This is a genomic window from Nocardia higoensis (genome assembly GCF_015477835.1).
Classification (GTDB): domain Bacteria; phylum Actinomycetota; class Actinomycetes; order Mycobacteriales; family Mycobacteriaceae; genus Nocardia; species Nocardia higoensis_A.
Genome location: NZ_JADLQN010000006.1, coordinates 156,224 through 181,637, shown reverse-complemented (window position 1 = coordinate 181,637; position 25,414 = coordinate 156,224). Strand labels below are relative to the sequence as shown.

General features: G+C 67.7%; 21 protein-coding genes. 9 read left to right on the top strand and 12 right to left on the bottom strand.

Going from position 1 to position 25,414, the window contains the following annotated elements; all coding sequences use genetic code 11:
- Positions 1 to 113 precede the first annotated feature (113 nt).
- The gene (locus IU449_RS24825) at positions 114 to 1,079 is read left to right on the top strand and encodes a DUF4231 domain-containing protein (protein ID WP_195004561.1); all 966 of its coding nucleotides are present in this window, start codon (positions 114 to 116) and stop codon (positions 1,077 to 1,079) included.
- A 28-nt stretch (positions 1,080 to 1,107) separates the two neighbouring features.
- Positions 1,108 to 5,439 (top strand): TIR domain-containing protein, encoded by a 4,332-nt coding sequence (locus IU449_RS24820; protein WP_324188425.1) that lies wholly within the window; start codon positions 1,108 to 1,110, stop codon positions 5,437 to 5,439.
- Between the two features lie 323 nt (positions 5,440 to 5,762).
- Here IU449_RS24820 and IU449_RS29260 read toward each other — a convergent pair whose 3' ends face one another.
- The 5 genes from IU449_RS29260 to IU449_RS24800 all read right to left on the bottom strand — a co-directional run bounded on the left by IU449_RS29260 (position 5,763) and on the right by IU449_RS24800 (position 10,637).
- Positions 5,763 to 6,083: a cytochrome P450 gene (locus tag IU449_RS29260; RefSeq protein ID WP_324188424.1), complete on the bottom strand. Its 321-nt coding sequence runs from the start codon at positions 6,081 to 6,083 to the stop codon at positions 5,763 to 5,765.
- Positions 6,084 to 6,093: 10 nt separating this feature from the next.
- Entirely contained in the window at positions 6,094 to 6,528 is a 435-nt protein-coding gene (locus IU449_RS29255; RefSeq protein WP_228805660.1) for a hypothetical protein, read from the bottom strand.
- 37 nt (positions 6,529 to 6,565) lie between these two features.
- Positions 6,566 to 7,588 carry a hemolysin family protein gene (locus IU449_RS24810; RefSeq protein ID WP_195004560.1) on the bottom strand — a complete coding sequence of 341 codons (1,023 nt, stop codon included), beginning with the start codon at positions 7,586 to 7,588 and terminating at the stop codon, positions 6,566 to 6,568.
- Complete coding sequence (locus IU449_RS24805; RefSeq protein ID WP_195004559.1) at positions 7,581 to 8,942, bottom strand: hemolysin family protein; 1,362 nt, start codon at positions 8,940 to 8,942, stop codon at positions 7,581 to 7,583. The genes IU449_RS24810 and IU449_RS24805 overlap by 8 nt, the downstream gene beginning before the upstream one ends.
- Before the next feature lie 399 nt (positions 8,943 to 9,341).
- A complete protein-coding gene (locus IU449_RS24800) occupies positions 9,342 to 10,637 on the bottom strand; it encodes a hemolysin family protein (RefSeq protein ID WP_195004558.1) in 1,296 nt (431 codons plus the stop codon).
- Between the two features lie 339 nt (positions 10,638 to 10,976).
- Between IU449_RS24800 and IU449_RS24795 the strand changes: the two genes are divergently transcribed.
- The 4 genes from IU449_RS24795 to IU449_RS24780 all read left to right on the top strand — a co-directional run bounded on the left by IU449_RS24795 (position 10,977) and on the right by IU449_RS24780 (position 13,810).
- Positions 10,977 to 11,201: a hypothetical protein gene (locus IU449_RS24795; protein ID WP_195004557.1), complete on the top strand. Its 225-nt coding sequence runs from the start codon at positions 10,977 to 10,979 to the stop codon at positions 11,199 to 11,201.
- Between the two features lie 449 nt (positions 11,202 to 11,650).
- Entirely contained in the window at positions 11,651 to 12,838 is a 1,188-nt protein-coding gene (locus IU449_RS24790; protein WP_324188423.1) for a lipase family protein, read from the top strand.
- A gap of 114 nt (positions 12,839 to 12,952) precedes the next feature.
- Entirely contained in the window at positions 12,953 to 13,237 is a 285-nt protein-coding gene (locus IU449_RS24785) for a hypothetical protein (protein WP_195004556.1), read from the top strand.
- 60 nt (positions 13,238 to 13,297) lie between these two features.
- Positions 13,298 to 13,810, top strand: coding sequence for a DUF1990 family protein (locus IU449_RS24780; RefSeq protein ID WP_195004555.1), 513 nt, complete (start codon positions 13,298 to 13,300; stop codon positions 13,808 to 13,810).
- A gap of 103 nt (positions 13,811 to 13,913) precedes the next feature.
- Here the strand turns inward: IU449_RS24780 and IU449_RS24775 are convergent, their stop codons facing one another.
- The 6 genes from IU449_RS24775 to IU449_RS24750 form a co-directional block, all read right to left on the bottom strand.
- Positions 13,914 to 14,213 carry a DUF1540 domain-containing protein gene (locus IU449_RS24775; protein ID WP_195004554.1) on the bottom strand — a complete coding sequence of 100 codons (300 nt, stop codon included), beginning with the start codon at positions 14,211 to 14,213 and terminating at the stop codon, positions 13,914 to 13,916.
- A gap of 143 nt (positions 14,214 to 14,356) precedes the next feature.
- A complete protein-coding gene (locus IU449_RS24770; protein WP_195004553.1) occupies positions 14,357 to 15,937 on the bottom strand; it encodes a carboxylesterase/lipase family protein in 1,581 nt (526 codons plus the stop codon).
- A gap of 391 nt (positions 15,938 to 16,328) precedes the next feature.
- Complete coding sequence (locus tag IU449_RS24765) at positions 16,329 to 16,982, bottom strand: SDR family NAD(P)-dependent oxidoreductase (RefSeq protein ID WP_195004552.1); 654 nt, start codon at positions 16,980 to 16,982, stop codon at positions 16,329 to 16,331.
- 109 nt (positions 16,983 to 17,091) lie between these two features.
- Positions 17,092 to 18,219, bottom strand: coding sequence for a cytochrome P450 (locus IU449_RS24760; protein ID WP_228805659.1), 1,128 nt, complete (start codon positions 18,217 to 18,219; stop codon positions 17,092 to 17,094).
- A 354-nt stretch (positions 18,220 to 18,573) separates the two neighbouring features.
- On the bottom strand, positions 18,574 to 20,322 hold the full coding sequence (locus IU449_RS24755) for an acyl-CoA dehydrogenase (RefSeq protein WP_195004551.1): 1,749 nt from the start codon (positions 20,320 to 20,322) through the stop codon (positions 18,574 to 18,576).
- Positions 20,323 to 20,901: 579 nt separating this feature from the next.
- Complete coding sequence (locus IU449_RS24750; protein ID WP_195004550.1) at positions 20,902 to 21,525, bottom strand: hypothetical protein; 624 nt, start codon at positions 21,523 to 21,525, stop codon at positions 20,902 to 20,904.
- A 395-nt stretch (positions 21,526 to 21,920) separates the two neighbouring features.
- Here IU449_RS24750 and IU449_RS24745 point away from each other — a divergent pair, with 395 nt between their 5' ends.
- The 3 genes from IU449_RS24745 to IU449_RS24735 all read left to right on the top strand — a co-directional run bounded on the left by IU449_RS24745 (position 21,921) and on the right by IU449_RS24735 (position 24,474).
- Positions 21,921 to 22,868 (top strand): esterase/lipase family protein, encoded by a 948-nt coding sequence (locus IU449_RS24745; RefSeq protein ID WP_195004549.1) that lies wholly within the window; start codon positions 21,921 to 21,923, stop codon positions 22,866 to 22,868.
- A 61-nt stretch (positions 22,869 to 22,929) separates the two neighbouring features.
- Entirely contained in the window at positions 22,930 to 23,475 is a 546-nt protein-coding gene (locus tag IU449_RS24740; protein ID WP_195004548.1) for a TetR/AcrR family transcriptional regulator, read from the top strand.
- Between the two features lie 402 nt (positions 23,476 to 23,877).
- Positions 23,878 to 24,474, top strand: a complete 597-nt coding sequence (locus tag IU449_RS24735) for a MarR family winged helix-turn-helix transcriptional regulator (protein WP_228805658.1) — start codon at positions 23,878 to 23,880, stop codon at positions 24,472 to 24,474.
- Positions 24,475 to 24,506: 32 nt separating this feature from the next.
- Here the strand turns inward: IU449_RS24735 and IU449_RS24730 are convergent, their stop codons facing one another.
- Positions 24,507 to 25,397 (bottom strand): dihydrodipicolinate synthase family protein, encoded by an 891-nt coding sequence (locus IU449_RS24730; protein ID WP_195004547.1) that lies wholly within the window; start codon positions 25,395 to 25,397, stop codon positions 24,507 to 24,509.
- Positions 25,398 to 25,414 lie beyond the last annotated feature (17 nt).

Genomic DNA, 25,414 nt, shown 5'->3' with positions numbered 1-25,414 from the left:
GGAATCGAGTCCACCTCACTAGGGTGTGACACGATACGCGGCCGTACCGGTTTCTCCGACGACGCTGTTCGCGGAACCGGCAGTGCGAGGAGGTCGGAGCGAGGAGGGATGCCGTGGACGACGAAGACCATGTGGTCGAGTCACTGTGGGCGAGGCGAGTTCGCTGGGCACGCGCCGCCGATGCCGCGAAGAAGCGTGTGGACTACGCACGCTCCGCCGTGCTGTATCTCGGCGGAGTGGGCGCGATCGCCGCGGCGATGACCGCGACCGTGGCGCGGGCCTCGGGCCTGCCGCAACTCCTGGCGGCGACCGTCAGCGCTACCTGCCTCGCCGCGGCGACTTTTGTCGGGGCTCATTTCCTCACTCCCGCCGAGTTCCGCCGCTGGTCTCGCACCCGTGCGGTGGCCGAGAGCATCAAGCAGGTGATCTACCGGTTCCGAGCACGAGCCGGCCCTTTTCGCGGAAACGACGCACTGCTCAGGCTGTACCGGGCAGTCGCCGAGATCGAGGAGAGCGCTGACGATCTCCTGCCCTTTGTGGCCGAGGTCGACGCCGACGCCGCCTCGGCAGGCCGAATCTCACGCTCGGCTACCGCGATGCCCCCGGTGATGACCCCGGACGACTACGTGCGAGACCGAGTGCAGCACCAGATCACGCACTACTACGACCGCACGGCACGCGAATACGCCGGTCGGGCGCGGCGCTTGCGGATGTGGACCATCGTGCTCGGTCTGACGGCCACCGTCGTCGCCGCTCTCGCCGCGGTCCAGGCCGGCACCGCGACCGGCTCGGCACCCATTTCTCCGGCGTCCACGCTGGCGCCGTGGGTGGCGGTGCTGACCACACTGGGCGCGGCGGTCGCCGGCCATCTGACCGGCCGCCGGTACGAGTTCCTGGTGATGAGCTATTCCGCGACGGCACGTCGACTGCAGCAACTCCTCGACGAGTGGAAGGCGGCGGGATCACCCGCCGACGAGCCGCGGTGGACGGCCTTCGTCGACGACTGTGAGAACGCGATCGCCGTCGAGAACCAGACGTGGGTCGCGAAGTGGGCCGAACCTCCACTCGACGACAGATAGCGCGTGCTGAGCGAGTAGCGCGGTACTCGTGACGCTGCCGCTGTCCGCGCGCAGTGTCGGACGCATGTACCGGATCTTCGTGAGCCATTCCAGCCGGGACAAGGTGTCCGCGGTGGCCGTCACGCGGTGGCTGACCGAGAATGAACCGAGCCTGAGCGGGGAGATCTTTCTCGACGTCGACCCCCACACCGGCATCGCGCCCGGGACCCGCTGGAAATCCGAACTCGTCCGCGCCGTCGATCGTTGCGAAGCAGTCATCTGCCTGATCTCACCGGCATGGGAGGAATCTTCCGAGTGCCTCGCCGAATTTCGGCACGCGGAATCCCTCAACAAACGAATCTTCTGCGCTCGACTCGACCAGCGGGCTCGTGGCGAGAAGGCCCGCGAATGGCAGTTCTGTGATCTGTTCTCCGACGGGCACCGGCCGGTCACCACGGTCGCCTCCGAAAACGGCGAACCAGTTGTCTTCGCCAGCGAGGGCTTGCACCGATTGCTCCGCGGTCTTCGCGAAGCCGGCATCGGCGCCGAGCACTTCCCGTGGCCGCCGCCGGGCGACTCCGGACGTGCCCCGTATCGCGGGTGGCAATCGATGCAGGACGCGGACGCCGCGGTGTTCTTCGGCCGGGATTCGCAGATCCTGCGCGGTCTGGACCTGCTTCGCGGCATGCGCACGACGGGCGTCGAGAGCCTGTTCGTCGTACTCGGTCCGTCCGGTGTCGGGAAGTCGTCATTCCTGCGCGCCGGACTTCTGCCCAGACTGCGCCGTGACCGCGAGAACTTCCTGGTATCGGACATCGTCCGCCCCGAGCGTGCTCCGTTGACCGGCGAGCACGGCCTGGCGCACGCCATACACCGGCTCCGGGCCCGGGCCGGCCCGAGCGGACCGGCGCTCGGAGAGATCAAAGCCGCCTGCCTCGCAGTCGACACCGACCAGGTGACGAACTGGCTGCGTGAGGCGCGGCAGGACGCGATCGACCACGGCCCGGCGCCGACCCTGATACTGCCGATCGATCAGGCCGAGGAGTTGTTCGCCGCCGATGCCGGGCCGGAGTCCGCGCGATGCCTCGCGTTGCTCGGCAGTCTGCTGCGGTCGACCGCGGTAGCCGAATTGCCGATCATCGCGGTGGCGACGATTCGAGCCGACCGCTACGAGGCGCTACAGACCGCCCCGGAATTGCTGGGTGTCCGCGCCAGGGAATTCGGTGACCTGAAGCCGATGCCGGTCACCGAATTCAAAGAGGTGATCACCGGACCCGCCGCTCGCGCGGCTGCCGCGGGCCTGCGTCTGAGTATCGATCCCGAGCTCGTCACCCGACTGCTGACCGATGCCACCGGCGGCGCGGACAGTCTGCCCTTGCTCGCGCTGACGCTCTCGCGTCTCTACCTCGATTACGGCAGCACCGGGCACCTGACCCTGGCCAACTATCAGGCGATGGGCGGCATGCAGCACATCGTCCAAGCCGAGATCGATACCTTGCTCGCCGCGGACCCGGACATCCGAGCACAGCAACTCGACACACTTCGCACGACATTCATTCCCTGGCTCGCCACCGTCGATCCACACACCGACCAGCCGTTGCGCCGAGTCGCGCGGTGGAGCGAACTCCCCACGGCAGGCCACGACCTGATCGATGCCCTGGTCGCCCGGCGACTGCTCGTCAAAGACGAGCGCCGCGGCGAGACGGTGATCGAAGTCGCCCTGGAAAGCCTTTTCCGACAATGGGACCCGCTGGCGCAGTGGCTGCGCGAACAGGCCGAGGATCTGAAGGAGGCGGACAACCTCGACCGAGCCGCCGCGGATTGGGAACGCAACGACCGCAACCCCGAATGGCTGATCGAAGGCGTGCGCCTCGCCTCGGCGGAACAGTTGGCGAACACCCCGGCATTCCGGACCCGGGTTCGACCAGCGGCGGATTTCCTGCGGGCCGCCCGCGAGCGCGAGAACGCCGAGGCGGACGCCGAGCGGGAACGTCACGAGGCCGAACTGCGGAACGCGCAGCAGCGTCGCGACGAGGCGCAAGCGCACGCGGCGGTACTGCGCAAACGCACGAGGGTGCTGCGTGCCGTGCTCGCCCTGACGCTGGTCGTGGCCCTCGCCGCGGTGACCGGCTTCGTACTGGCGGTCGCCGCCCGTAACGACGCTGACACGAAACGCCAGGAGGCCGACAGCCGCAGCCGCGAGGCTCTCGCCGAACGGTTGACCTCACAAGCGCAGGCGATACTCGTCGGCGGACAGCCCGGCAGTGAGCTGCAGGCCCTCGATGAACTGCTCGCGGCGCAGCGTATCTCGGCGAATCCGAACATCGGCGCGCTGGTCACCGCGCTGAGCAATACGGCGAAGCTGCAGAAGATCATCGAGTTGCCCGGGACAGCCGGGATAGGGCGCCTCAGTGCCGACGGTCAGCGGCTCGTGGCGAACACCTCCTCGGGAACTCAGTTGCTGGACATCGAGACCGGGCAGCCGATCGGCGAGCCGTTCGCCGATCCCGAGACTTCCACCGCCGCTGGGCTCAGCTCGGACGGGCGTTTCGTGGTGACGGTCAGTGAGGACAATACGATCCGCGTCTGGGATACCGCCGCCCGCGGGCCCGTCGGTCAGCCGCTTCCCGGCAGCGAAGAGTACGTCGATCGCGTGGCCGTGAGCCCGGACGGGCACCGAGTGGCCGCGGTAGACGGCAAGGACGTCCTGCGGTTGTGGGACGCCGAGACCGGGCGGCCGATCGGGGGGCCTTTGACCGGACACGACGCTGGCGTGACCGCCCTGGCCTTCAGCCCCGATGGGCGTCGCCTGGCGTCGGCCGGTCACGACAACACTGTCCGGCTGTGGGACACGGATAACGGGGCGGGACTCGGCGAACCGTTGCGTGGCGGCGATCCGCGTATGGAAGCCACCGACGCGACCTGGAGCGTTGCCTTCAGCCCCGACGGGCACACCATCGCCGCCGGTGGCGCGACCGTGGGACTCGGTGCGCTACTGAGCGCCGGGATGCCGCTGCGACTGTGGAATGCCGACACCGGCGTCGCGATCGGCACACCGGTCTTGGGAAACTACGGCGATATCAGGTCGGTGGCATTCAGTCCGGACGGTGGCCGGATCGCCACCGGCGGCGACGACAAGACCGTGCGGCTGTGGGACGCTCACACCGGTCAGCCGATCGGCGATCCGCTCCGATTCCAGGAACCGGTGTGGGACATCGCATTCACCCGGCACGGAAACCGGGTCGTCGCGGTGTCCGGCGACACCGTTCAGATACTGAACGCCGATCCCGGTATCGACTTGATCACCGAGATGGGCGGCAGCATGGCGGCACAGTCACGCTACGGGCTGGACTCCACCACGGATGCCCCGCGTATCAACGTGTTCAGCGACAACACATTCCGACAGTTCGATGCCGATACCGGTGAACAGGTCGGCCGAACCACCGTCTCCGAGGGACTTCGAGGAATGACCGCCTATGATGCCAGCCCGGACCACCGCTGGCTCGCCGTCGCAGCCGACAAAGAAATACGCGTTGTGGACGCCGTGACCGGGCAGTCACACGGTTCCCCCCTCACCGGGCATGACGACGTGGTGAACAGCGTGGAGTTCAGCCCGGACGGGACGATGCTCGCGAGCGGGAGCGACGACAAGACGGTCAGGCTCTGGGACTGGCGAAACGGTCGGCAGATCGGTGAGCCGATGACCGGTCACGACCGTTGGGTCAGATCGATCATCTTCAGCGAGGACGGCCGCCGCCTGTACTCCAGTAGCTGGGACTCGATCCGGATCTGGGACACCTCGACGAGGCAGGCGATCGGCAAGCCGATCGGTGGCCCCGACACCCTTGAATTGTTCCACGCCATGACGATCAGTCCTGATGGTCGACGTATCGCCGCGGCGGATGGGGCCACCATCCGGCAATGGGACGCCGAGAGCGGCGAGACGGTAGGCCCGGGAATGGAGGGCTACAACGCTGCCGAGGTGGATCAGTTGGAACTCGACTACAGTCCCGACGGTCGCTATCTGGTTTCGCTCTGTGTGATGGAGTCCGGGAACTGCGGGGACAACACGCTGCGGTTCTGGGACACCACCTCGGGACGCCAGATCGGCGAACCTGTCGACACCACTGCGGCGGGCGGGACCAAAGGGGTCGAGTTCAGCCGCGACGGACGTCGCGTCTTCCTCACCGCCACCAGTGTCTCCCTCGACGGCAATCCGCCACATGTCGGCGGTGGGCTCTGGCAGTTGCCCGCGCCCGCCGCATGGGCGGACGCGCTCTGCGACAAGCTGACCTCCAATCCGAGCCGAGAGCAATGGAACATCTGGATTTCGCCCGACATCCCCAACCAGGAGTTGTGCCCGGGCAAACCCCCACGGTGAGGCCGAGGAATCACCCGTCGATCCGGCGCGCGGACTGTGGGGACGACACGGGAACGAGCGCTTCGGAGATCGGACACCGAATGCCCTCACGATCCGAGTAGTCCCTACGGTAGTCTCCCACCACGAACACGACGAACGCCGCAGAGCATCCTGACCGACCAACACCGGTGAACGGCAACGTTTCTCCTCGGCGATCCTGCCCGCCTGGGCACGGAAATCGCCGCAGGTCAGCGAGGTCCTGCCGCTACTGTATCTGCACGGGCTCTTTCACCGGGGACTTCGGGCATTGCTGGTTCCACAAATCCGCGAACATCCTTGCCTCACTACTGGCATCCGTGCATCCAGGCGCGATCGCGGCACTCGATCTCCTCGCCGGTCCAGATTTCGGCGATCTCGGGATGCACGGACAGATAGTGCAGCGCGAAGGCCATGACGCCCGCCGAGGTCTCGTGCCCGACCGCGAGAAACGTCAGAATCTGATTGCGAATGTTCGTCTCGTCCAACAGTGTCCCGGTCTCCGGATCTGCCACGGTCAACATCCGGTCCAGCAGGTCGCCGTGCTCACCAGCGCCCTCGCGGCGGCGGCGCGCGATCACTTCGTCGATCTTCGCTTCGAGGGCGACCTTGTTCGTATCGGCCGGCACATCGACCCACTCACCGGCGCGTCCGGCCCAGTGCTCGATCAACTCGTCGGCGCATGGTGGCGTGATAGCCCCGCATCGCAGCCCCGGTGAACGACGGCGCCAGGACAGCGTGCGCTTTGGCCCAGTTCGGCTCGGAATTGTGTGCGGTGAACAGCCCTTCACCGGCCACGCTGCGCAGATCCCGGATCGGGACCCCCAGGAATTTCGACCACAAGTCGTCGCCGTTGATCTCCCGCAACAGATCCGGATCCGAGACGTAGGTGACCCGTGCCCCGGCAATGTTGCGCTCGTAGATTCCACCGTACTTCTGCGCGCCACGCATACCCCATCGACTGGAATCGGTGACATGCAGATCCCACACGTCACCCAGGACGGGCAGACGGTACGGCGGATGCGGTAGCTTCCGCTCCCTGGCGCGGATCGGCCTCGGAGTGGTCGTGGTCATCGTGCGCCATCCCGTAGTTCAGCGCCTCCACCGGCCCTCAGCGATCCCCCGGCGTGGTACTGGCCAGCAGTCGTTGCAGCACATCGGTGATGGTGATGAGCCCGATCAGTTCGCCGGTGCCTGGTGCAGTGACGGTGGCGAGATGGCTGCGGGTTTCGCGCATGGTGCGCAGCGCCTCGTACACGGGTACGGAGGTGTTCAGGGCGAGCACCGGGCGCATCATCTGCCGGGCGGTGATTCCGGCTCCCGTCTGGAGGGTGTCGCGCACGTGCACGACGCCCTCGATCTGCGAGCCGCTGCGGACGAGCAGACGCAGATGCCCGGTCCGGCGTGAGGTGGTTTGGATGGTGTCGGGTCCGGCATCGGGGGCGACGGCACCGGGGGCGGTGTCGGGGCGCACGATATCGGCGATGGTGAGTTGTTCGAGTTCGAGCGCGCTGGTGAGACTGCCGTGGTAGCGCTCGTCGAGCGTTCCCGCGGTGGCGGAGTGTTCGACGAGATGGCGGAGCGCGGCGGGATTCTGTCCGGTCTCCACTTCGTCGACCGGGGTGACTCCGATCCTGGCCAGGCACCAGTTGGCGGCCTCGTTGAGCACCGTGAGCAGGGGACGGGTCAGCCACATGAAGGCCCGCATCGGAATCGCCAGCAGGGTGGCCGACTTCTCCGGGTGGGCGATGGCCCACGACTTCGGGGCCATCTCCCCCACGACGAGGTGCAGGAACGTCACGATGACGAGCGCGAGCACGAATCCCATGACGTCGGCCGTCCACCGGGGCGCGCCCAGATCCTCGAACAGCGGGGTGAGCCAGTGGTGCACAGCGGGTTTGGTGGTCGCACCGAGGGCGAGGGTGCAGACGGTGATGCCGAGTTGCGAGCCCGCCAGCAGGACCGACAGCTCCGAGGAACTGCGCAGCGCGGCGCGGGCGGCACGGCTGGTCTCGGCAGCGTCTTCGAGTCGGTGACGTCGGGCGGCGATGAGCGCGAACTCGACGGCGACGAAAAACGCGCTGGCGGTGATCAACCCGATGGTCACCGCGGCGACGACCCAGGGGCTACTCATCACCTGCCTCCTCCGATTCGGTGTGCACGGTGAGGAACACCGAGGCAGGAACATGTTTGTGGACGCTGCGCACTTCCGCGATCACCGTCTGCTGCGGCGGCGCGTCGTCGAGATAGTCGACTCCCTCACGGCGCAGCGGGATCTCGACCCGATCCCCGGCCTCGGGGAACCCGTTGAACACGGAGATGACCAGTCCGGCGATGGTTTCGTAGTCGCCGTCGGGCAAGGTCAGATCGAGCAGACGCTCGACTTCGTCGAGGTGCACGTCACCGGCGAGTAGCCAGCCGCCGTTCTCGGCGACGATATCGGCGGCCGTGCTGGGATCGTGCTCGTCGGCGATCTCGCCGACGAGTTCTTCGGCGAGGTCCTCGATGGTGACGATGCCGGCGAAACCACCGTATTCATCGACAACGAACGCCATCTCCGCACGCTCGTCACCGAGTCGGGTCACGACCTCGGGCAGCGGCAGCGTCTCGGGCACCAGGACGGGCGGCCGCATCAGCGTGGCGGCGGTACCCGTGGCGCCGCTGCCCAGGAGATCGTGGAGCTGGATCACCCCGCGCAGGTCGTCGCTGGAGGTGCCGACCACCGGGTAGCGGGTGTGCCCGGTCCGCATTCGGACGAGTACGTCGGCGACCGGTTCGTCGATGTGCACCGTGTCGACCCGGGCGCGAGGGATCATCGCGTGCTCGGCGGTGCTGGTCGGGAAGTCCAGAATGCGGTCGAGCAAGGTCGACAGTTCGCGCGGGAGTTCGCCCGCGTCGCGTGACGCGGCGACGATGTGTTCGAGATCGCGTGGAGTGGCCGAGTGCTCGACATCGTGGACCGGTTCGATGCGCAGAGCCCGCAGCAGCAGGTTCGAGGATTGATCGAACAACCGGATCAACCAGCCGAAGATCTTCAGATACACCGTCGTCGACGCCGCCAGCCACCGGGCCACCGGCTCGGGTCGGGCGATGGCGAGGTTCTTGGGCACCAACTCCCCGAACAGCATCTGCACCAACGTCGAGAACGCGATGGCCAGCACCGCGCCGACCGCGATGCCGACCGCGGTGGGCACCCCCACCCCGCCGAGCAGTTCGCCGAGGCCGCGGCCGATGAGGGGTTCGGCCACATAGCCGACGAGCAGTCCCGTCACGGTGATCCCCAGCTGAGCGCCGGACAGCATGAAGGATGTCCGGCGGGTCACCCGCAACGCGCGCTCGGCAGCCACGTCGCCCTCCACAGCGCGCGCTTTGAGCCGGGAGCGGTCCACCGCCATGTAGGCGAATTCCTGAGCGACGAAGTACCCCGTCAACGCGGTGATCAGCAGCACCACGACCACGCCGAGCACGATATTCAGCGCGGTCAGCACGACGTCACCTCGGGATGGCTTCGAGGAAGGCGATCCTCCCGGAGCGGGCCGGGTTGTCGATTTCCGCGCGAGGTGCGTCTCATCAGCTCTCTTCTGCTCGAGGTACAGGGGCAGGAACCCGACAGAACTTCACCGAGGACCCGGCCATCGCGGCCGGCCTCCCGGCGCATCCGCGGTCGAGACATCGTGACCGCGCTGTCGACCATTGCCCGGTTCACGATCCCTCCTGGATCATCGCGACACCAGGATCGGGCGGAACACCGCAGGATCGGCGATGTCGATCTGCCGATTCTCTCCGCCGTCGAGATACCACCCGATATCCCGATCCTGTGAACGATATCCTCCCGGCCGAGCGCACTGCGGCCGGGCGACTTCCAGGCCCGGGACGCCGAGGGGACACTACGGTGCCGAGGCACGCTGGGGCGTGACTCGTAGCGCGGCGATGCGTTTGCCGTCCAGATCGCTCACCGTGAACCGATGGCCTTCGATCACCACACTGTCCCCGATCTGAGGGATACGCTGCAGATGGTGCAGGACGCAGCCCGCGACGGTTTCGTAAGGGCCGTCGGGCAAGGTGATACCCAAGATCTGTTCGGCGTCTTCCACGATCAGCAGCCCATCGATGCGATGGGGCGCCCCCGTGGCGGCCGAATGGTTGGCGCCGCTCGGCAGCGGATCGAATTCGTCGCCGATCTCCCCGACGATCTCTTCGACGATGTCCTCCACGGTGGCGATACCGGCGGTGCCACCGTACTCATCGACCACGAGGACCAGTTGCGTATTGCCCCGGCGCATCAGCGTGAGTGTGGCAAGCGCGGATTTCGAGGCAGGCAACTGCAGCAGCGGCCGACACAAGCCGGCGACCGTCCGGTTCTCGGACTCTCCAGCGCGCAGCAAGTCACGCAGATGAACGAAACCGAGAACATCGTCGAGGGAAGATCGAGCGACCGGATACCGGCTGTGCCCGGCTTCGATCGCTCGCTCACGAGCCTCGTTCACGGCCAGGTCCGCGTCGAGGAAGTCCACTTCGGTCCTGGGCCTCATCACCTTGGCCAGACTGCGTTCCCCGGCATCGAAGACCTCGGCGAGCATCTGGCGTTCTTCGTCGGGAATGCCGCGATGACCGGTCAGCAACTCCCGGAGCTCGTCGTGGGTCATCTCCTCGCCCTTGTGCCCGGGATCCCCGCCGAGCAGGCGCACGAGCGCATCGGTGGATACCGACAGCAGCCATATCACCGGCGACATCACCGTGGCGAACCGATCCAGCGGCGACGCCGTCGCCAGCGACACCCCCGTCGTGCGCTGCAGTGCGAGGCGTTTGGGTACCAGCTCGCCGAGAATCAGCGACAGATACGCGATCACCAACGTGGTCGCGATCAACGCCACCGCGTTCGCCGCCTCCTCGGACAACCCCCATTCCCGCAGGACAGGGCTGAAATCCGGTGCGATCGTCGAGGCGCCGTAGGCGGCCGAGAAGAACCCGGCCACGGTCACCCCGATCTGGACCGCGGACAAGAACCGGTTCGGATTCCGAGCCAAAGCGGCGGTCCTGGCGCCGCGCCTGCCCCGCCGCTCGAGCGACCGCAGCTGACTCTCGCGCAACGTCACCAGGGCGATCTCAGCGGCGGCGAACACGCCACCGATCAGGATGAACACCACGACGAACAACACGTTCACGACCGTGTCCGCGGTCATGACCGCCACCGACGGTCACGACTCGAACGGCCGAGCCTGTCGTAGTCGTCCATACCCTTTCTCCGCACGCAGGAAGTGCTGATTCCGAGTCTAGCGAACCATCAGCACATCTATCCGGCGCCGATTCGCGGTCGAGGTCACGGCGCGCAATGTCCCGCTCGCCGCCACGCGCTCGGCGGCGGGTAAGCGTCCACCACGCGCCCGAGGCGATCGGGCAACACCACCGACCTGGGACATCTGACGATGAACTACGCTCTGTAACAGCCGATTACGCATGCGGGTCGGTGCGGTCACGGTTTCGTGGCCGTGTTGCAGACTGGTCGAACGAAGGAGTCGGACGTGGCTGTCCCTGTGGTGCTGGACAAGGTTCTCGACAAGGCTTTCGAGGACAAGTCGCTGACGGAGCTGCTGGCTGCTCCGCCCTCGGCGTTGGCGGGATTGGCGGAGAAGCACGACGCGCAGTTGTTCGAGGCGTTGGGCATCAAGACCATCGGCGACCTCGGGAGCAACAAGTTCTTCCGGCTCGCGGCCGCACTGGTGGATCTGGCAGCCCAGGAAGGCTGATCCGCCTCGGTCACGACGGCCGTGAGGAGCGCTGTCACCTCCGGGCGCCGAGTGCAGCGGCACGCCCGACAACCTGGGGTGCCGCTGCACCGCTCCCCGGGTTGCCGGGCGTGCCCGGCACAGGCTGAGCCTGATTCTGCACCGACACAACGGCTACCGCTGTCACCGTAGGTGGAAACCGGGGCAGCGCCTCGGTCCACACCCCTTGCGCCACCTACGAAACCCTGTCCCGCTGTGATAATTCCCACCATCGGGTTCGTGACCTCCTCGGCGACAACGTGATTGCGCTATGTTCGCCGCGAACGGTGCCGCAGCCGCGAACACGGGCATCCGACCCAGCGGACGCCGCCGTACGCTGTGTCGCACGTCCCGCCAGTTCATTCACCGATGGCCGCCGCGGCCCCATGCCACGGCGCTCCTCGGTGCTACCCGATGTGTGAAGGAAGACCGTGTCGACAGTCGTGACCCGCATCCTGATCTTGATCCTGAGCATCCTTTCGCTCGGCGTCGTGGGCGCGCCCGCCCAAGCCGAACCGCTCTACCCTCAGCCGGACCCGGATCCGTTCTACGCCCCGCCCGCCGACCTCGGCTCCCTGCAGCCCGGTGACGTGGTGCGGACCCGCCGGATCGACACCATGCCCTATGTGGGCACCGAAGGCTGGCAGGTGGCTTTCCGCTCCACCAACTCCGGCGGCAACCCGATCATGGGCGTCACCACCGTGCTGATCCCCGTGGGCGTACGCAACCCGCCGCTGGTTTCCTACCAGGCGTTGATCAATTCGCTCGGCTCGCGCTGCAACCCCTCGCGCTCGCTGTTCAACGGCGAACTGCAGGACGCCGTCGGCGCGATGTTGCCCATCGGCCGCGGTTGGGCCATCTCCCTGCCCGACTACCTCGGCCCCAACGTCGCCTACGGCGCCGCGAAGCTCAGCGGCATGGTGACCCTCGACAGCGTGAAAGCGGCGCAGCGTGTCACCGAACTGGGCCTGGCCGATTCACCGGTGGCGATCGCCGGCTACTCCGGCGGCGGCATGGCCACCGCCTGGGCGGCCGCCTTGCAGCCCACCTACGCTCCTGACCTGAAACTCGCCGCGGCGGTCGCGGGCGGTGTCCCCGCCGACCTGGAACAGATGGCCCTCAGCCTCGGTTTCGACCCGCACCCCGGCTTCGGTCTCGCCTTCGCCGCCGCGATGGGCCTGGAGCGCGAATACCCCGACCGCCTGCCGATCTCGGACCAGCTGAACGAGAACGGTCTGTGGTTCCGGGAGTTCACCCACGACGCCTGCCGTCGCTTCCTGCTCTTCCACGGCGCCTTCCGCAGCGCCGAGCAGATGGCCGCCTCCAAGAGCCTGATGGACAGCCCACAGGCGCGAGAAGTGCTGCGCGAGAACAGCTTGCGCGATTTCCCCGGCGTCCCCACCGTTCCCACCTATCTGTGGCAAGGCCGCTACGACACTCTCACCGCGTTCGGCCCGCTCGCCGAGACCGCCGAGCGCTACTGCAAGGCGGGGGCACCGGTGCAGATGGTGCCCTACGACATCGCCGAGCACATGACGGCGGCTGTCGCCGGGTTCGCCGACGCCTGGAATTACGTCGAAGCACGATTCCGGGGCGAGCCCGCGCCGACCAGCTGCTGAACCACGCCCGGTCGGTACTGGTCACCGGAGCCGTCTTCGCGCCCCACCAGGGCCCCACGTGCGGAGATCCTGCCATCGGGCCACCGGGGCCGCATCACGGCTACGCTCCTCGGTATGGCACCGGTCCCCGACCACAACCCGCCGACCGGTAACGGTGTCGGGTTGGCGGCCCTGGTACTCGGCATCTTCGCGCTCGGGTTCACGTTCATCCCGCTCGTGGGGGAGATTCTGTCCGCACCGGCTGGATTGGCCGCGGTGGCAGCGGGTTTCGTCGGCTGGGATCGGGTGGATCGCGGCATCGCGACTAATCGGGCGGATGCCCTTGTCGGCGGCCTGCTGGGAGCGGTCGCTCTGATGATGGCGCTGCTGATCTACGTGGCCACGAACGGGGCCGGCTGATCGTTCGCACAGCGCTCGGCGACGCGCTTCCGATCGGGTGTTCCGGTGCAGAATGGACGTGTGAGTGACGACGGCGCGAGCGGTTTCACCTATTCAGCAGTCGGCGCCACGGCGGGCCGGACACCGACCGGTTATCACCTTTTCACCCGGCGGCGCCGGATCGGACGTGGTCGGGCACTGTTCGAGCGCGCGGGTGCCGAGGTCATGGCGTATCGGATGCTCGATGGCGCGGGCGTTTTCCACTCCGCGAGTTCGCCCGTCGCCGCACCGGGAACACGCGTGGTGGTGCGGTTGGGTGTGGGGCCCGTGGCGATATCCGCGGCCTGCCGGGTCGTGTATGTCGTGGACGAGCCGGACCGTCGCGGATTCGCCTACGGCACGCTGCCGGGGCATCCGGTCAGCGGGGAGGAACTGTTCGCGGTGGAGTACGACCCGGCCGACGAGTCGGTGTACGCCGTGGTCACGGCGTTCTCTCGCCCTGCGGTGTGGTATCTGCGGCTCGCCGGGCCGCTCGCTCGTCTGGGGCAGCGCCGCATGGCCGATCGGTACATTTCCGCTGTGTCCACCGCGTGAGCGAACCGGCACCGGGTCGTGGATCGATCGGCGCGGCGCGTTGTCGGGCTCGTGGCCTGTCCGCGCCGATCGGCGACCCGGGGTCCGATTCGATTCTCGCGGCTCAGCGCGGGTCGTAGGTGAGGCAGCGCGCCGAGTGGGTACCGGAACCGGGCCCGACACGGATGTCGCTGGCCGTACATTCGAGACTCTCGTTGTGGGCGCAATCGGCGCGCTGACAGGCGCCCACCATGCTGGTGACGGTGTCAAGTCCGCCCTTCACGGACAGCGGGACGAAGGTCTCGCAATCGGCGCTGCCGTTGTGACCGGCGACGTTGATCGCGTAGGCGTGGCAACCGTCGTGGTTGTAGGAGCATTTGCTGACCGTGCACTCGCGAACGTGGGGCATTTCCATCGTGGTCATGTCGAACTCCTCTGGTTGGGAGATCTCACGGACGATTCCCGACGATATGTCCCGCCCTCGGAAAAGAAAAGGCAGGTCAGGCTACCCTGATCCGTTCGAATCGGCAGGGCGCGAACTCCGCCGCCAGCAGGGTATGCACGGTGTCACTGCCGGTGCTCCGACCAGAAGGCGCAGTCGTGCCGGAGGGTGAAATCTTCGATCATGGTGCTGCCCGTCGCTCGCATGGCCAGGGCGGGCCCGTCGATCGGCTGCCCGTCCGGCGGGGGCCAGGGCTGCCACTGCTGTGCACCGGGCCCGTTCGGATCGCCGATGTGGGCGAAGGTGCTCCACCAGCGCTGCATCTGCGCGGCGAAAGCCGCGGAGGCACCGGTCCACGGCACCGGGACGCCCATGATGGCGCTGAACAGATAGAGCAGTTCGGCGGCATGGAACGCGCCCGGTAACAGCGGGGCGGCGACACCGAAGGGTGCCTGGTCGAACTCGTACTGCCACACGGGATGTCCGGTGTCCCGGGCGAGGCGGCTCGTCCACAACGCCGGGCAGGCGAACAAGCCGTCGGTGACCACGGCGGATTGCGCGGCCGCGGGCGAGGGATACCGCCCGAGCGGATATCGGGCGAGGATCGCGTCGGCGTGGGCGCCGAAGGTTCGCCGGACGTAGCTGTCGTAGCTCGCCGCGTCCGGGATACGGCCACGCGCGTAGTCGGACTCCGCGACCAGTTGCGCGCCTTCATTGCTGTTACTGCCGACCATGAGTGGGATCTTTCGGTTGTCCGCGCGCAACGCGGCGTCCGGTGGTCGGGTGATGACGACACCGTCGACGGTGGGGGTCCAGGTCGGGAGGGCTTCGTCGGGTTCGACGGTCGACGCGTCGAGCAGAGTCGCGACGGGGCGAGCACGCAGGCAGGCCAATCGTGTCGCGGGATCGCCGCATCCCACGCTGTCCGCGAAGCGCGCCGAACGGATGAAGGAGTCCTCGCGGCTGCCGGGCACCACCGGCGACCGCACGCAGGAACCGCTCTGCACGATGGCCTTGTGGAACAGGCCGTCGGAGGCCGGAGCGGCGAAGTGCGCGCACACACTCGCGCCGCCTGCCGACTCCCCGAAGATCGTGACGTTGGCCGGATCGCCACCGAAAGCCCGGGCGTTGTCGCGTACCCACCGCAGGGCGGCCTGCTGGTCCTGGACGCCGATCGTCCCGGTGGCACCACCGGACTCGGCGGCCAGTTCGGGGAGCGACAGGAAGCCGAACGGGCCGAGACGATAGTTGGGTATCGCCACGACGACGTCGCCGTCCGCGACCATGCGCGTGGGGGCGTATTGGCTGTTCGAGCCGGTCGTGAAGCCCCCGCCGTGGAAGAACACCATGACCGGACGGGGTCGGTCGGCTGTCCCGTCGGGTGCGTAGACGTCGATGGTCAGGCAGTCTTCGCTGGTGGGAGCTGCCGGAGGCAGCCCGGGAACGAATCCGTTCTGGGGGCACGACGGTCCGTGGCTGTGCGCTGATCGCACGCCCGGCCAGGACGGCGCGGGCTCCGGCGGACCGAACCGGGCCCCGCCCGTAGGGGGCGCGGCGAACGGAATCCCCAGGAATTCGACAGTGCCGTGAGCGGCGGAGCCGACGATCTCGCCACCGGTCACGCTGACCTGCTCGGGCGTCGACGCGACGGCGGGTGCCGACACACCGAGCGACAAGAGCGCGGTCACCGAAATCACGGAGATCATGGATCGAACGAGCGAACGGATCATGGGTCCCAGCCCTCCGAACGGCGTGCGTGCATCAGCGGCGACGAACTTTCGGCGGCGTGCGTCGACGATCTTAGAGGGGACGAGACCCGCCTGCTGCTTGTTGCGGGCACGGCGGGTCTCTGCGCGACTCTTGCCACGTCACGCCGTTGACCGATCGGAGCGATGCCGCCTGATCGGTTTGTCGGGCCGCCGATCAGCCACGTGTGTGGGTAGCGGCGACTACCGATGTCCGAGCGCCCGGAGGACGAAACTGCCGACCTGGTCGGCGATGACCTCGCCCCCGTGCGCGCCACCCCGCTCGACGGCCTCGCCTTCTCCGGGACCGAGGCGAGCCTGCCGAGACCGCCCGCCTCCGCCGATCTCGGGTTCAGCCGTCGTAGGAAACGTGCGGCGTCCACTCCCCCGCAGGTCGATTCGCCGCCGCGTGCAACGCCGCCGCCACCTTCTCCCTGCTGAACGCGCCTTCGTCGAGCACGCCGTTGACCTGCACGGCGACTGCCCGGATGCCCTCCGGCGCCAGGGTGGTGTCCAGACTCGTCACCAGATTGCGCACCGCCGCCTTCTGCACCCCCAGCGAGGCGGCCTGGTTCCACGGCTTGTCCGCCGCCGCGCTGCCGGTGACCAGCACCCGGGCGCCCTCGGTCAGGAACGGGCGCGCCGCCTGGACCGCGGGCAACAGTGCGGCGGCGCCGACGGTGAAGTCCGCGATCAGGTCGGCGACCGACAGGTGCAGCGGGTCCGCCTGCCGGAAGACGCTCGGATTGAAGTGCAGCACGTCGATTCGGCCGTAGCGCCGCCCGACCTCGCCGACGACCCGGCTCACCTCGTCGGGATCACCGAGATCCACGCCGACCCCCACCGCGGTCGCCCCTTCCGCCCGCAGCTGCTCGGCCAACGGCTCGGCGTCGTCCGCGAGCCGGGCGGCCAGCACGACAGTGAACCCGTCGCGCGCGAACAGGCGGCCCACCGAGAGTCCGAGGCCGGGGCCGGCACCGAGCAGGAGAAGTACAGGAGCAGTCATGGACACCGAGCCTAAGCCTCACCGCTGGACCGCTGACGCGGACCTCCCGCCGAACCAGCGAGGCGACCCGGCCGCCGAGAGGCGGGCGGCCGGGGGTCGCGTCGAGGGGTTACACCCGCAGCGGGGCAGAAGGCGGGAAGACGACCGGCAACGTCGTCAACGCTCGATGGAAGGGGCCGGGACGCCACACGAGTTGGTCCGGCGGGACCGCGAGCCGCAGTTCCGGGAGGGTGTCCAGAAGGTGGTCGATGACGTCCTGGGCGAGCAGGAGCCCGTAGGGGCGAGCCTGGGCAGGGCAGGCGTGATCACCGGTGCTGAACGCCAGATTCCATCCGTTGTCCAGGTATTCGCCGGTATTGATCTCCGGGTCGGTATTGCAGGCGGCCATGCTGATGATGACCGGCTGGTTCGCGGGCAGCCACTCGCCCTCGATCAGGATGGGCTGGCGAGGATAGGTGATGCAGTAGTTGGCCATCGGCGGGTCGGTGGCCAGCCGCTCCTCGAGCGCGGACCGGGTCGACAGCGGAATTCCGTTCTCACCACTGGTGAAACGGGAATCGGTGAGCATCAGCAACAACGTGTTGGCGATCAGGTTCACCGGCGGTTCGACGCCCGCGGCGAACAGCAGCACCAGCTGATGCACCATCTCCTCGTCGGACAGCCCGGCAGGATGCTGGATCATTCTCGTGGTGACGTCGTCCCCCGGATGGGCACGCTTGAGGGCGGTGAGATCGAGCAGCGCGTCGCTCATCATCGTGTTCACCGTCTCGGTGTCCACACCGTCGAACATCGCCGCACTGGCCGTCGCGACCTGTTCGCCGATCTCCGGCGGGCAACCGAGCGCCTGACAGAAGACCGAGAAGACCAGTGGGAGCGCGTACTGATTCAGTATGTCGGCGTGCCCGTCCCTGCAGAACGTGTTGACGATCGGGACGGCGGAGGTCTCCACGGCGGTTCGCACGGAATTCAGATCGATTCCGGCCAGGGCATGGTTCAGGACACTGCGGTAGCGGGCGTGTTCGGCGCCGCTCGTGCGAATCGCGTTGGGTCGGTATTCGATCATCGGCATGATCGGGATATCGGCGGCCACGGTCTTCTGCCAGGCGCTCGGGTCGGCCGGAAAATGGCTGGAGTCACCGAGAATGCGCACGGCGGTGCTGTATTTGATGACCAGGGTCGCGGGCACGCCGGGCCACATCTCCACCGGCACCAACGGCCCGAGGTCCATTTCGCGCATCTGGCGGTAAGCCTGGTGAGGATCGGCCGCGAACTCTGCACTGTAGATGGGGATTCGCGGGCCTACGGGCTCGATCGACCGCTTGGGGTCAGCGGTAGCACCCTGAAGCGGGTGATGCGGATGCACGTATTCTCCTCGATTTCGATTACGGCAGCACAGCACTCGAGGCTGCCCGATCGTCGCCAGCTACGCGAGGCGACGGGCCGCGCCTCGCTCCCGACTCATGGATGCGACCCAGACTGCGTGTGCGCGTTGCTCTTTGCGGAGAACACTGTAGGCGACAGAAGCGGCTGCCGCACGACGAGGTCACGGGCAGGGCCGCCCCGATCCGGGACGGCCCTGGCGAGTGCTGTCTCAGCCGCGGATGCGCGAGTCCCAGGCAGCGGGCAGGTCGTCCGAAAGCACCGGCGCGCCTAGGATCTCGTCGTCGAATCCGAAGGCGTCCAGCAGTGCGGGCAGGTGGTCGACGAGGTTGTCGATCGCCCGGCGCAGTTGCTGCTTGGTCGACTCGACGGCAGCGACGTCGAGCAGGCCGTGCGTCAGATACCAGGCGGCGTGCTGGTCGATGTAGTGCAGGGCGAACACATCCCGCACCGCGGCGATCTCCGGATGAGCGGTGTTGTGCAGCAGGCCCAACGCCTGTTCGGCGCAGTAGGCCTCCGCGAGGTCGAGCGCCTCGGGGATCACCGCCAACCGGTCCTCCAGCGTGGACGTCGCCAGGTGCTGCTGCGCTTCCTGCACGATCGTCAGGGTCCGCGCGTTGAACAGACGCTCGCGCGCACCGGGGTCGGCCGGGTCGTGCAGCTCGGGGTGCGGCGTCGGCTTGCCCGCCATCTGCTTGGCCAGGACCCGGCCCGCGACGGAACCCAGGACGTGGCAGTCGCCTTCGCCGGTGATGGCCGCATGACAGACGCCCAGGTAGTCGGCCACCCGATTGGCGCTGAACATGCCCTGCGCGCCCATCTTGATGCGGCTGTGCGTCACCGTGTCCAGCGCGTGCAGCTGGATGAAGTGCTTGGCCAGCATCACCGACACCACCGTGTCGCGATGGGTGAGGTCGCTCTCGGCGAGCTGGGTCTTGATCGCGTTGCCGTAGACGGTCCGGACGACGGTGCCTGCCAGATCGGTGATCAGGGTGTCTCGCACGTGCGGGATGTCGAGCATGACCGGGGTGTCCTCGAGCGTCAGCGGCACCACCCGCTTGGTGGCGTAGCGCAGCGCGATGTAGAGCGCGGCGCGGGCCGAGGCGTTCAGGCAGGACGAGAGCGCCAGGCGGCCGACGGTCAGCTGGCTGATCGCCGACGGGAAGGCCCGCTTCCGGCTGGCCTCGTCGCGCCAGGTGAGCACGCCCTGATCGTCGATGGTCGCGAGGTCGTTGCTCAGCCAGGCGTTGCGGTCGACCCGCAGGTTCTCGAAGCTGATGACCGAGTTGTCCATGATGACCAGCGGCTGGTGGTCGAGCTGGGTGATCGTCACGCCGGGGGCCGCGGCACCGTCGGCGTCGCGTAGTCGCGCCGTGAACAGGTGCACGCCCTGATCGACGCCCGCCGCGTCGATGAACCGGGCGCCGACGACGCACACTCGGGACACCGGGATGCCGACGCTGGGCATGAACTTGCGTGCCCGCGGGTTCGGGGTGTTGATGACGAACCCGTCGCCGTCCCAGGTCGCGGTGGTCTGCATGAACCCGATATTGGAGCCGCAGCCGTATTCGGTCAGCAGCATGACGCCGATAGCGGAAGCGTCGTCCAGATCCTGCAGGTACGGTGCGGCGGCCTCGGGTTCGGTCAGGGTGGCCAGGCTGCCGGAGGCCAGGTTGTAGTGGCCGGAGATCAACGGGATCAGGTCCGTCGCCAGCACTGCCGACCAGTCGAACACCGCGAACAGTTCCGGCAGGTCGGTAGCGACGTCGCGAGTGCTGCCGATCTCCTTGACCAGGTTCCGCAACTGATCGTAGGCGTTCTGGCGCCGCTGCTCCTGGCTCTGCTTGTCCGTGACGAGGAAGTCCGGATTGCTCAGGATCTGCTGCAGCCGCTGGTGAAACTCCGGGCTGCCGTGCCGAAGATACTCCGCCAGCGCCTCGTGCTCGTTCGTAACCATCATCGCTCCTAGCTCACTTCCGACCCCAGCCCACCGCTGGGGAACGCTCAGGCCACCGCTGCGCACCTTCGACACAGCGGAGCCACTCGGTGCCACATGCTCACGAGGACACCGAAACACAGGAGAGATGGAGGGCTGCCTGTCAAAGCTTCGTTCCCCCATCATCTTTCACGTAACCTTCCCAGCTCACCGGCCGCACACGACGTCGCGGATCCCAGGCACGGACGCCGGGATTCACAGGTGTGAGAGAGAAGTCCCCCAAGCCACAGCAGGCTTGCGCGGCAACAGCAGACCGAGCCTTTTCACCTCGGCCGCGCAGCGATGTGCGCGAGTCACCGAGCCGATATGCGGTCGCATCGAACTGCGAAGTCACCGGTGCCGCAGAGTTGCTTTCGACTGTCTGCGACACAAGAGGGATTGTGCCACAAAACATCTCGCCGCTCAGCGCGAACGGGTGGCCGAAGAGTTGCGGGGCGAGGCGTGGTAGTCGCGAGGCGGCGCGACGAGCCGCTCGCCCGGTGCGTCTCGCGGACACCAGGCATCCGGCCGGAACCCTGCGGTCCGGCCGGATCGTTCAGTCGCTCACACCAGCTCGGGCACGCGCAGGTGAGCGAATCCCAGTCGGAACTCCGCCACTTCGAGAACCTCGGCCCCCAGCCCCCGGGTCGCGTCGGTCCTGATCCGACGAGCCTGCTCGCGGCTGCTCTCCAGTTCCTCGAGACTGGACCACACGGTCGAGGCCACCGCCCGGCCGTCGGCCCGGTCGACGAACAAGCTGGCGCTGCGGAATCCTTCGATCTTCTCGAGCTCGGGAAGGAGTTCGACCTTGAACGTGTCGATCATCCGGTCGACCCCGGCCGGCTCGATCCGAGTCCAGGCGCAGCGGGCGCGAGCGCGCGGGCCGGCCAGGTGATCACGGTGCATGACCGCCACTTCCCATTCTTCGACCTTCCCGGTCTGCCCGTGCAGCGCCTGGGCCAGACCGTCGCGCAGAGGCTGGACGCGCAGTCTGCTGGATTGCAGCGCATGCTCGGATTCCCAGGCGGTTGTGGCGATGCAGCGCCCGGTCGCCCGGTCGATCAACAGCGACAGACCGACCCATCCGTCGATCTCGGACAGACTCGGCATCATCTCTTTGCGGAGGTACGCGATCCCGTTGTCCATCGACGACGGTTGGGCCGCGATCGTGCTCGAACGTGCGTACACAGGCCACCTCCTGTTCGGAAGGGCAGCGCCCCCGGTGGACGCCACCGGACATACCCACTGTCCTCCCCGGTGGCCGCCCGCACAATGCGGCGCCCGGATCGCGCCCTGATGCCGGATTCAGGACCCCACGGGCATCGGGAGACGACAGGCACACCGACACTCGCGAGAACGCGCGGGCGCCGTCCGGAAAGGCCGAGACCGCGCTGCTCGGCTGCGGCCAGGGGCACAACCGCGTCGAGCCCGACCCCGCTGCCGAACAGAACTGGGTCGATATCGTCGCCGACACCGCCGACCTGACGCTCTTCCCGCAAGCAGCTGTGGGGGTACGCTATGACCAACCGGTCGGTCATAGCGTTCGATGCGCTTTTCGTCCCGCGCCGGCGAGGAGGCGAGCAGTGAATTCCCTGAAGCGATGGATAGCCGTGGCCGGGATGGCCGCCCTGGTAGGCGCCTCGGCGGGGGTGGCATCCGGCGAGGAAGCCGAGCCCGTGCCCTACAGCTATCTGGCCGGGCTGGCCGCGCAGGCGCAGGCACCGGGACAGGCCCCGCCCGGCGCCAACGACTGGTCGTGTCGCCCGAGCGCGCGGCATCCCCGCCCGGTACTGCTGCTGCACGGGCTGGGAAATGAAACAGTGAGCTGGCAGACGCTCGCACCGCTGCTGACGCAGGCCGGGTACTGCGTCTTCACCACCACGTATGGCACCGGCATGCTGGGGCCAGCGATCGGTGCCTTGGCTCCGGTGGAACGCAGCGCCGCCGAGGTGGGCGCGTTCGTCGACCGCGTACGCACGGTGACCGGCTCGGACCGCGTCGACATCGTCGGGCACTCGATGGGAGCGGCCGTATCGATGTACTACATGCGCCACCTGGACGGAGCACCCGCCGTCGCCCGGCTGATCGGACTTGGCGCGCCCTACCACGGCTCGACAGTCAGCGGACTCGACGTGCTCGGCCGGTGGGTCGCCGATCTGCCGGGCGCAGCGGCGATCGTCGAGGACTGCGGGCCGTGCCAGATGTCGCCCGGCTCGCCCACGGTCGAGTTCCTCGGCGCCGACGCCCGCCTGCTGCCCGACACCGAGTTCGTCGGCATCGTCAGCCGTTACGACGAGATCGCCACGCCGTTCACCACGGGCATGCTGGATGGACCCAACGCTCGCAACGTCGTGTTGCAGGACGTGTGCGCCACCGACTTCAGCGAACACTACGGACTGACCTCGGACCCGATCGCGGTCGCCGAAGTCCTCAACGCGCTCGACCCCGAGCACGCGCGACCGGTGGATTGCACCCTGGTCGCGCCGCTCCTCGGTCCGTTGGTGCCGCCGGCCGCCCCAGGTGCCCGGTGAGATCGCGCTGTTCCGCGACTCCATCCGGGCGGCTCCTCATCGATCAGGCAGGATCAACCCCATGAGACCCGCCGAACCCGGTCGTCGCGCCCTGTTGAACGCGGGACGCACACTGCTGGCCGGCTCCGACCTGACCAAACTGTCGGTCAGTGCCGTCACCGCCGCCGCCGAGATGGCCAAGGGCAGCTTCTACCAGCACTGGCGCAGCCGCGAGGACTACATCCGAGCGCTGCACGAGGCATTTCACGACGAGCTGTTCGACAAGGTCGAGCAGCAGTTGGCCGGGCGCCCGCCCGGCGCCGAACGACTGGCCACCGGCCTCGCGGCCTATCTCGACGGGTGCCTGGCCGAACCGGCGACCAAGGCTCTGCTCGTCCAGGCCAGAACCGAGGCCGGGCTGGGCGAGCAAGTCGGTCGGCGCAACGAGCAGGCGGCTCAGGTCCTCACCGCCGACCTCGCCGCGGTCGGCTGGCACCACCCCGAGCCCCTCGCCGTCCTGCTGGTCGCCGCGATCGCCGAGACCGCTCTCATCGAGCTCGCCGACGGACGACCGCGCGACGATCTGCGCGACGCGATCCTCCGCCTGGCCACACCCGCCCGCGATTGACCACGTGAGCGCCACCGGCGTCGGGTGAGCGAGAGCTCGTCACGGGATTCCTCGCGGCTTCGAGGAACACAGAACGCTGCCGGAGAAATTTCGAAATACGCCGATATTTCGGGCCGCAGGGTATTGACAGACGGGGAGAGCGGAGAAGACTGGATACATACCGGAACACCGGAAAAGGGTCACACCGCCGATGGAGACGTCCATCGACCGTGGTGATGCTTTTCCAAGATCCGGCTAAGCCCCCGGCAAGCCAGTCGAATACCGGAATTTCGGCGACGACCGCAATTCATGGTGTCGATGGAGACTACCGGGGACTGCCCTGTCCGGGGGGATCATCGATATCAGGTCTGTCCCGCATCCGGATCCGCCATACAATAGGACTCCTACCTATGAACGGCGGTGATGATGCATTCCGATGACGACCTCGACCGCCGCTTGGTCGACGCCTTGGAACGGTTGAGCGGTGGCGTGCGCGCGTTGGCACAGCGCAGCGCTCGTGACCACGGGCTGACGCCCTTGCAGCAACAGGTGCTGCTGGCGCTGTCGAAAAACCCGCCGCCGCGCCGCGAGGTCAGTGCGCTGGCCGCGGAATGCGATGTCACGCGCCCGACGATGTCCGACGCGGTGACCGCGCTGGAGCGCAAGGGCCTGCTGAGCCGATCGCCGGGCGGCGACGGCCGACGACGGGTGCTGACACCGACCCCGCGCGGATGCGAAGTGGTCGACGATCTGCGGGAATGGGACACACCGGCGGTGCGGACCCTGCTCGGAGTGCCTGTCGAGGACCGGGCCGCGACATTGCAGACCGTGCTGTCGATGATCGCCGGGCTCCAGCGTCAGGGCGTGATCAGCGTGGCGAGGGTCTGCACGAGCTGCCGCTTCTTCGAGGCACACGCGCATTCCGATCGGGTGGCGCCCCATCACTGCCGATTGCTGAACGCGCCGCTACCGCTGACCGAGCTGCGGACCGACTGCCCCGAGCACCAGCCGGCCGCCTGAAACGCGCGGCCGACCGGCATCCGGATCACCCATCAGAGATGGGTCTCGCAGACGGTGATCAGTTCGTGCAGACGCGCCGTCTCGTGCTCGTCGAGCGGTAGCAGCGGGCGGCGTGGCGTGCCCGCGTCGACGCCGATGCTGCGGAGCCCGGACTTGATGGTGGTCGGCAGGCCACGGCTGACGATCATCTCCAGGAACGGTCGCAGATGTTCCCACATCGCTTCCGCCCGGCCGGTCTCCCCCGAGGCGACGGCCCGATGGAACGAGACGATGGGACGGGGAATGAGGCAGGGTGCGGCGGTGCACCAGCCGGCCGCACCGGCGCCGAACGCCTTGTAGGCCAGCGGGTTACTGCCGTTGAAGAACGGCAGGGTGCCGCCGCTGAGTTCACGCAGCCGGTTCATGCGGGTGATGTCGCCGGTCGATTCCTTGACCATGGTGATGTTGTCGACGGCGCCGACGAGGTCGAACAGGAACTCCGGTGACATGTCGATCCCGGTGGTGGCCGGATTGTTGTAGGCCATGACCGGCAGGCCGACGGATGCGGCCACCGTCGTGAAATGCACTCGCACCTCGTCTTCGGTCAGTCGCCAATAGGACGTCGGCAACGCCATGACGGCGGTCGCGCCCAGCCGCTCGGCGAGCTTCGCCCGGCGCACGGCGCCCGAGGTGGTGAGATCGGAGACACCGACCACGGTCGGGACGCGTTGCCCGACATGGGCGATGGTCTCGGCGGCGACGGTCGTCCATTCGTCGTCGGTCAGATATGCCGATTCGCCCGTGCTGCCGAGCGGGGCGATCGCGTCTACGCCCGATTCGATCATCCGGTCCAGCAGCAGGCGCAACGCGTCCACGTCGATGGTGTCCTCGGCGGTGAACGGGGTGATGGGATAGGCGACGATGCCCGAGATGGGGTGGGTCATGAGCTGAGTTCTCCTCG

What these genes read in the sequence shown, in the direction of transcription:
- IU449_RS24800 (WP_195004558.1), bottom strand. Translation starts at nt 10,637, where the DNA reads ATGACCGCGGACACGGTCGTGAACGTGTTGTTCGTCGTGGTGTTCATC.
- IU449_RS24785 (WP_195004556.1), top strand. Translation starts at nt 12,953, where the DNA reads ATGGCACCGGTCCCCGACCACAACCCGCCGACCGGTAACGGTGTCGGG.
- IU449_RS24760 (WP_228805659.1), bottom strand. Translation starts at nt 18,219, where the DNA reads ATGCGCGAAATGGACCTCGGGCCGTTGGTGCCGGTGGAGATGTGGCCC.
- IU449_RS29255 (WP_228805660.1), bottom strand. Translation starts at nt 6,528, where the DNA reads ATGACCACGACCACTCCGAGGCCGATCCGCGCCAGGGAGCGGAAGCTA.
- IU449_RS24755 (WP_195004551.1), bottom strand. Translation starts at nt 20,322, where the DNA reads ATGATGGTTACGAACGAGCACGAGGCGCTGGCGGAGTATCTTCGGCAC.
- IU449_RS24735 (WP_228805658.1), top strand. Translation starts at nt 23,878, where the DNA reads ATGATGCATTCCGATGACGACCTCGACCGCCGCTTGGTCGACGCCTTG.
- IU449_RS24810 (WP_195004560.1), bottom strand. Translation starts at nt 7,588, where the DNA reads ATGAGTAGCCCCTGGGTCGTCGCCGCGGTGACCATCGGGTTGATCACC.
- IU449_RS24765 (WP_195004552.1), bottom strand. Translation starts at nt 16,982, where the DNA reads ATGACTGCTCCTGTACTTCTCCTGCTCGGTGCCGGCCCCGGCCTCGGA.
- IU449_RS24730 (WP_195004547.1), bottom strand. Translation starts at nt 25,397, where the DNA reads ATGACCCACCCCATCTCGGGCATCGTCGCCTATCCCATCACCCCGTTC.
- IU449_RS24740 (WP_195004548.1), top strand. Translation starts at nt 22,930, where the DNA reads ATGAGACCCGCCGAACCCGGTCGTCGCGCCCTGTTGAACGCGGGACGC.
- IU449_RS24775 (WP_195004554.1), bottom strand. Translation starts at nt 14,213, where the DNA reads ATGACCACGATGGAAATGCCCCACGTTCGCGAGTGCACGGTCAGCAAA.
- IU449_RS24770 (WP_195004553.1), bottom strand. Translation starts at nt 15,937, where the DNA reads ATGATCTCCGTGATTTCGGTGACCGCGCTCTTGTCGCTCGGTGTGTCG.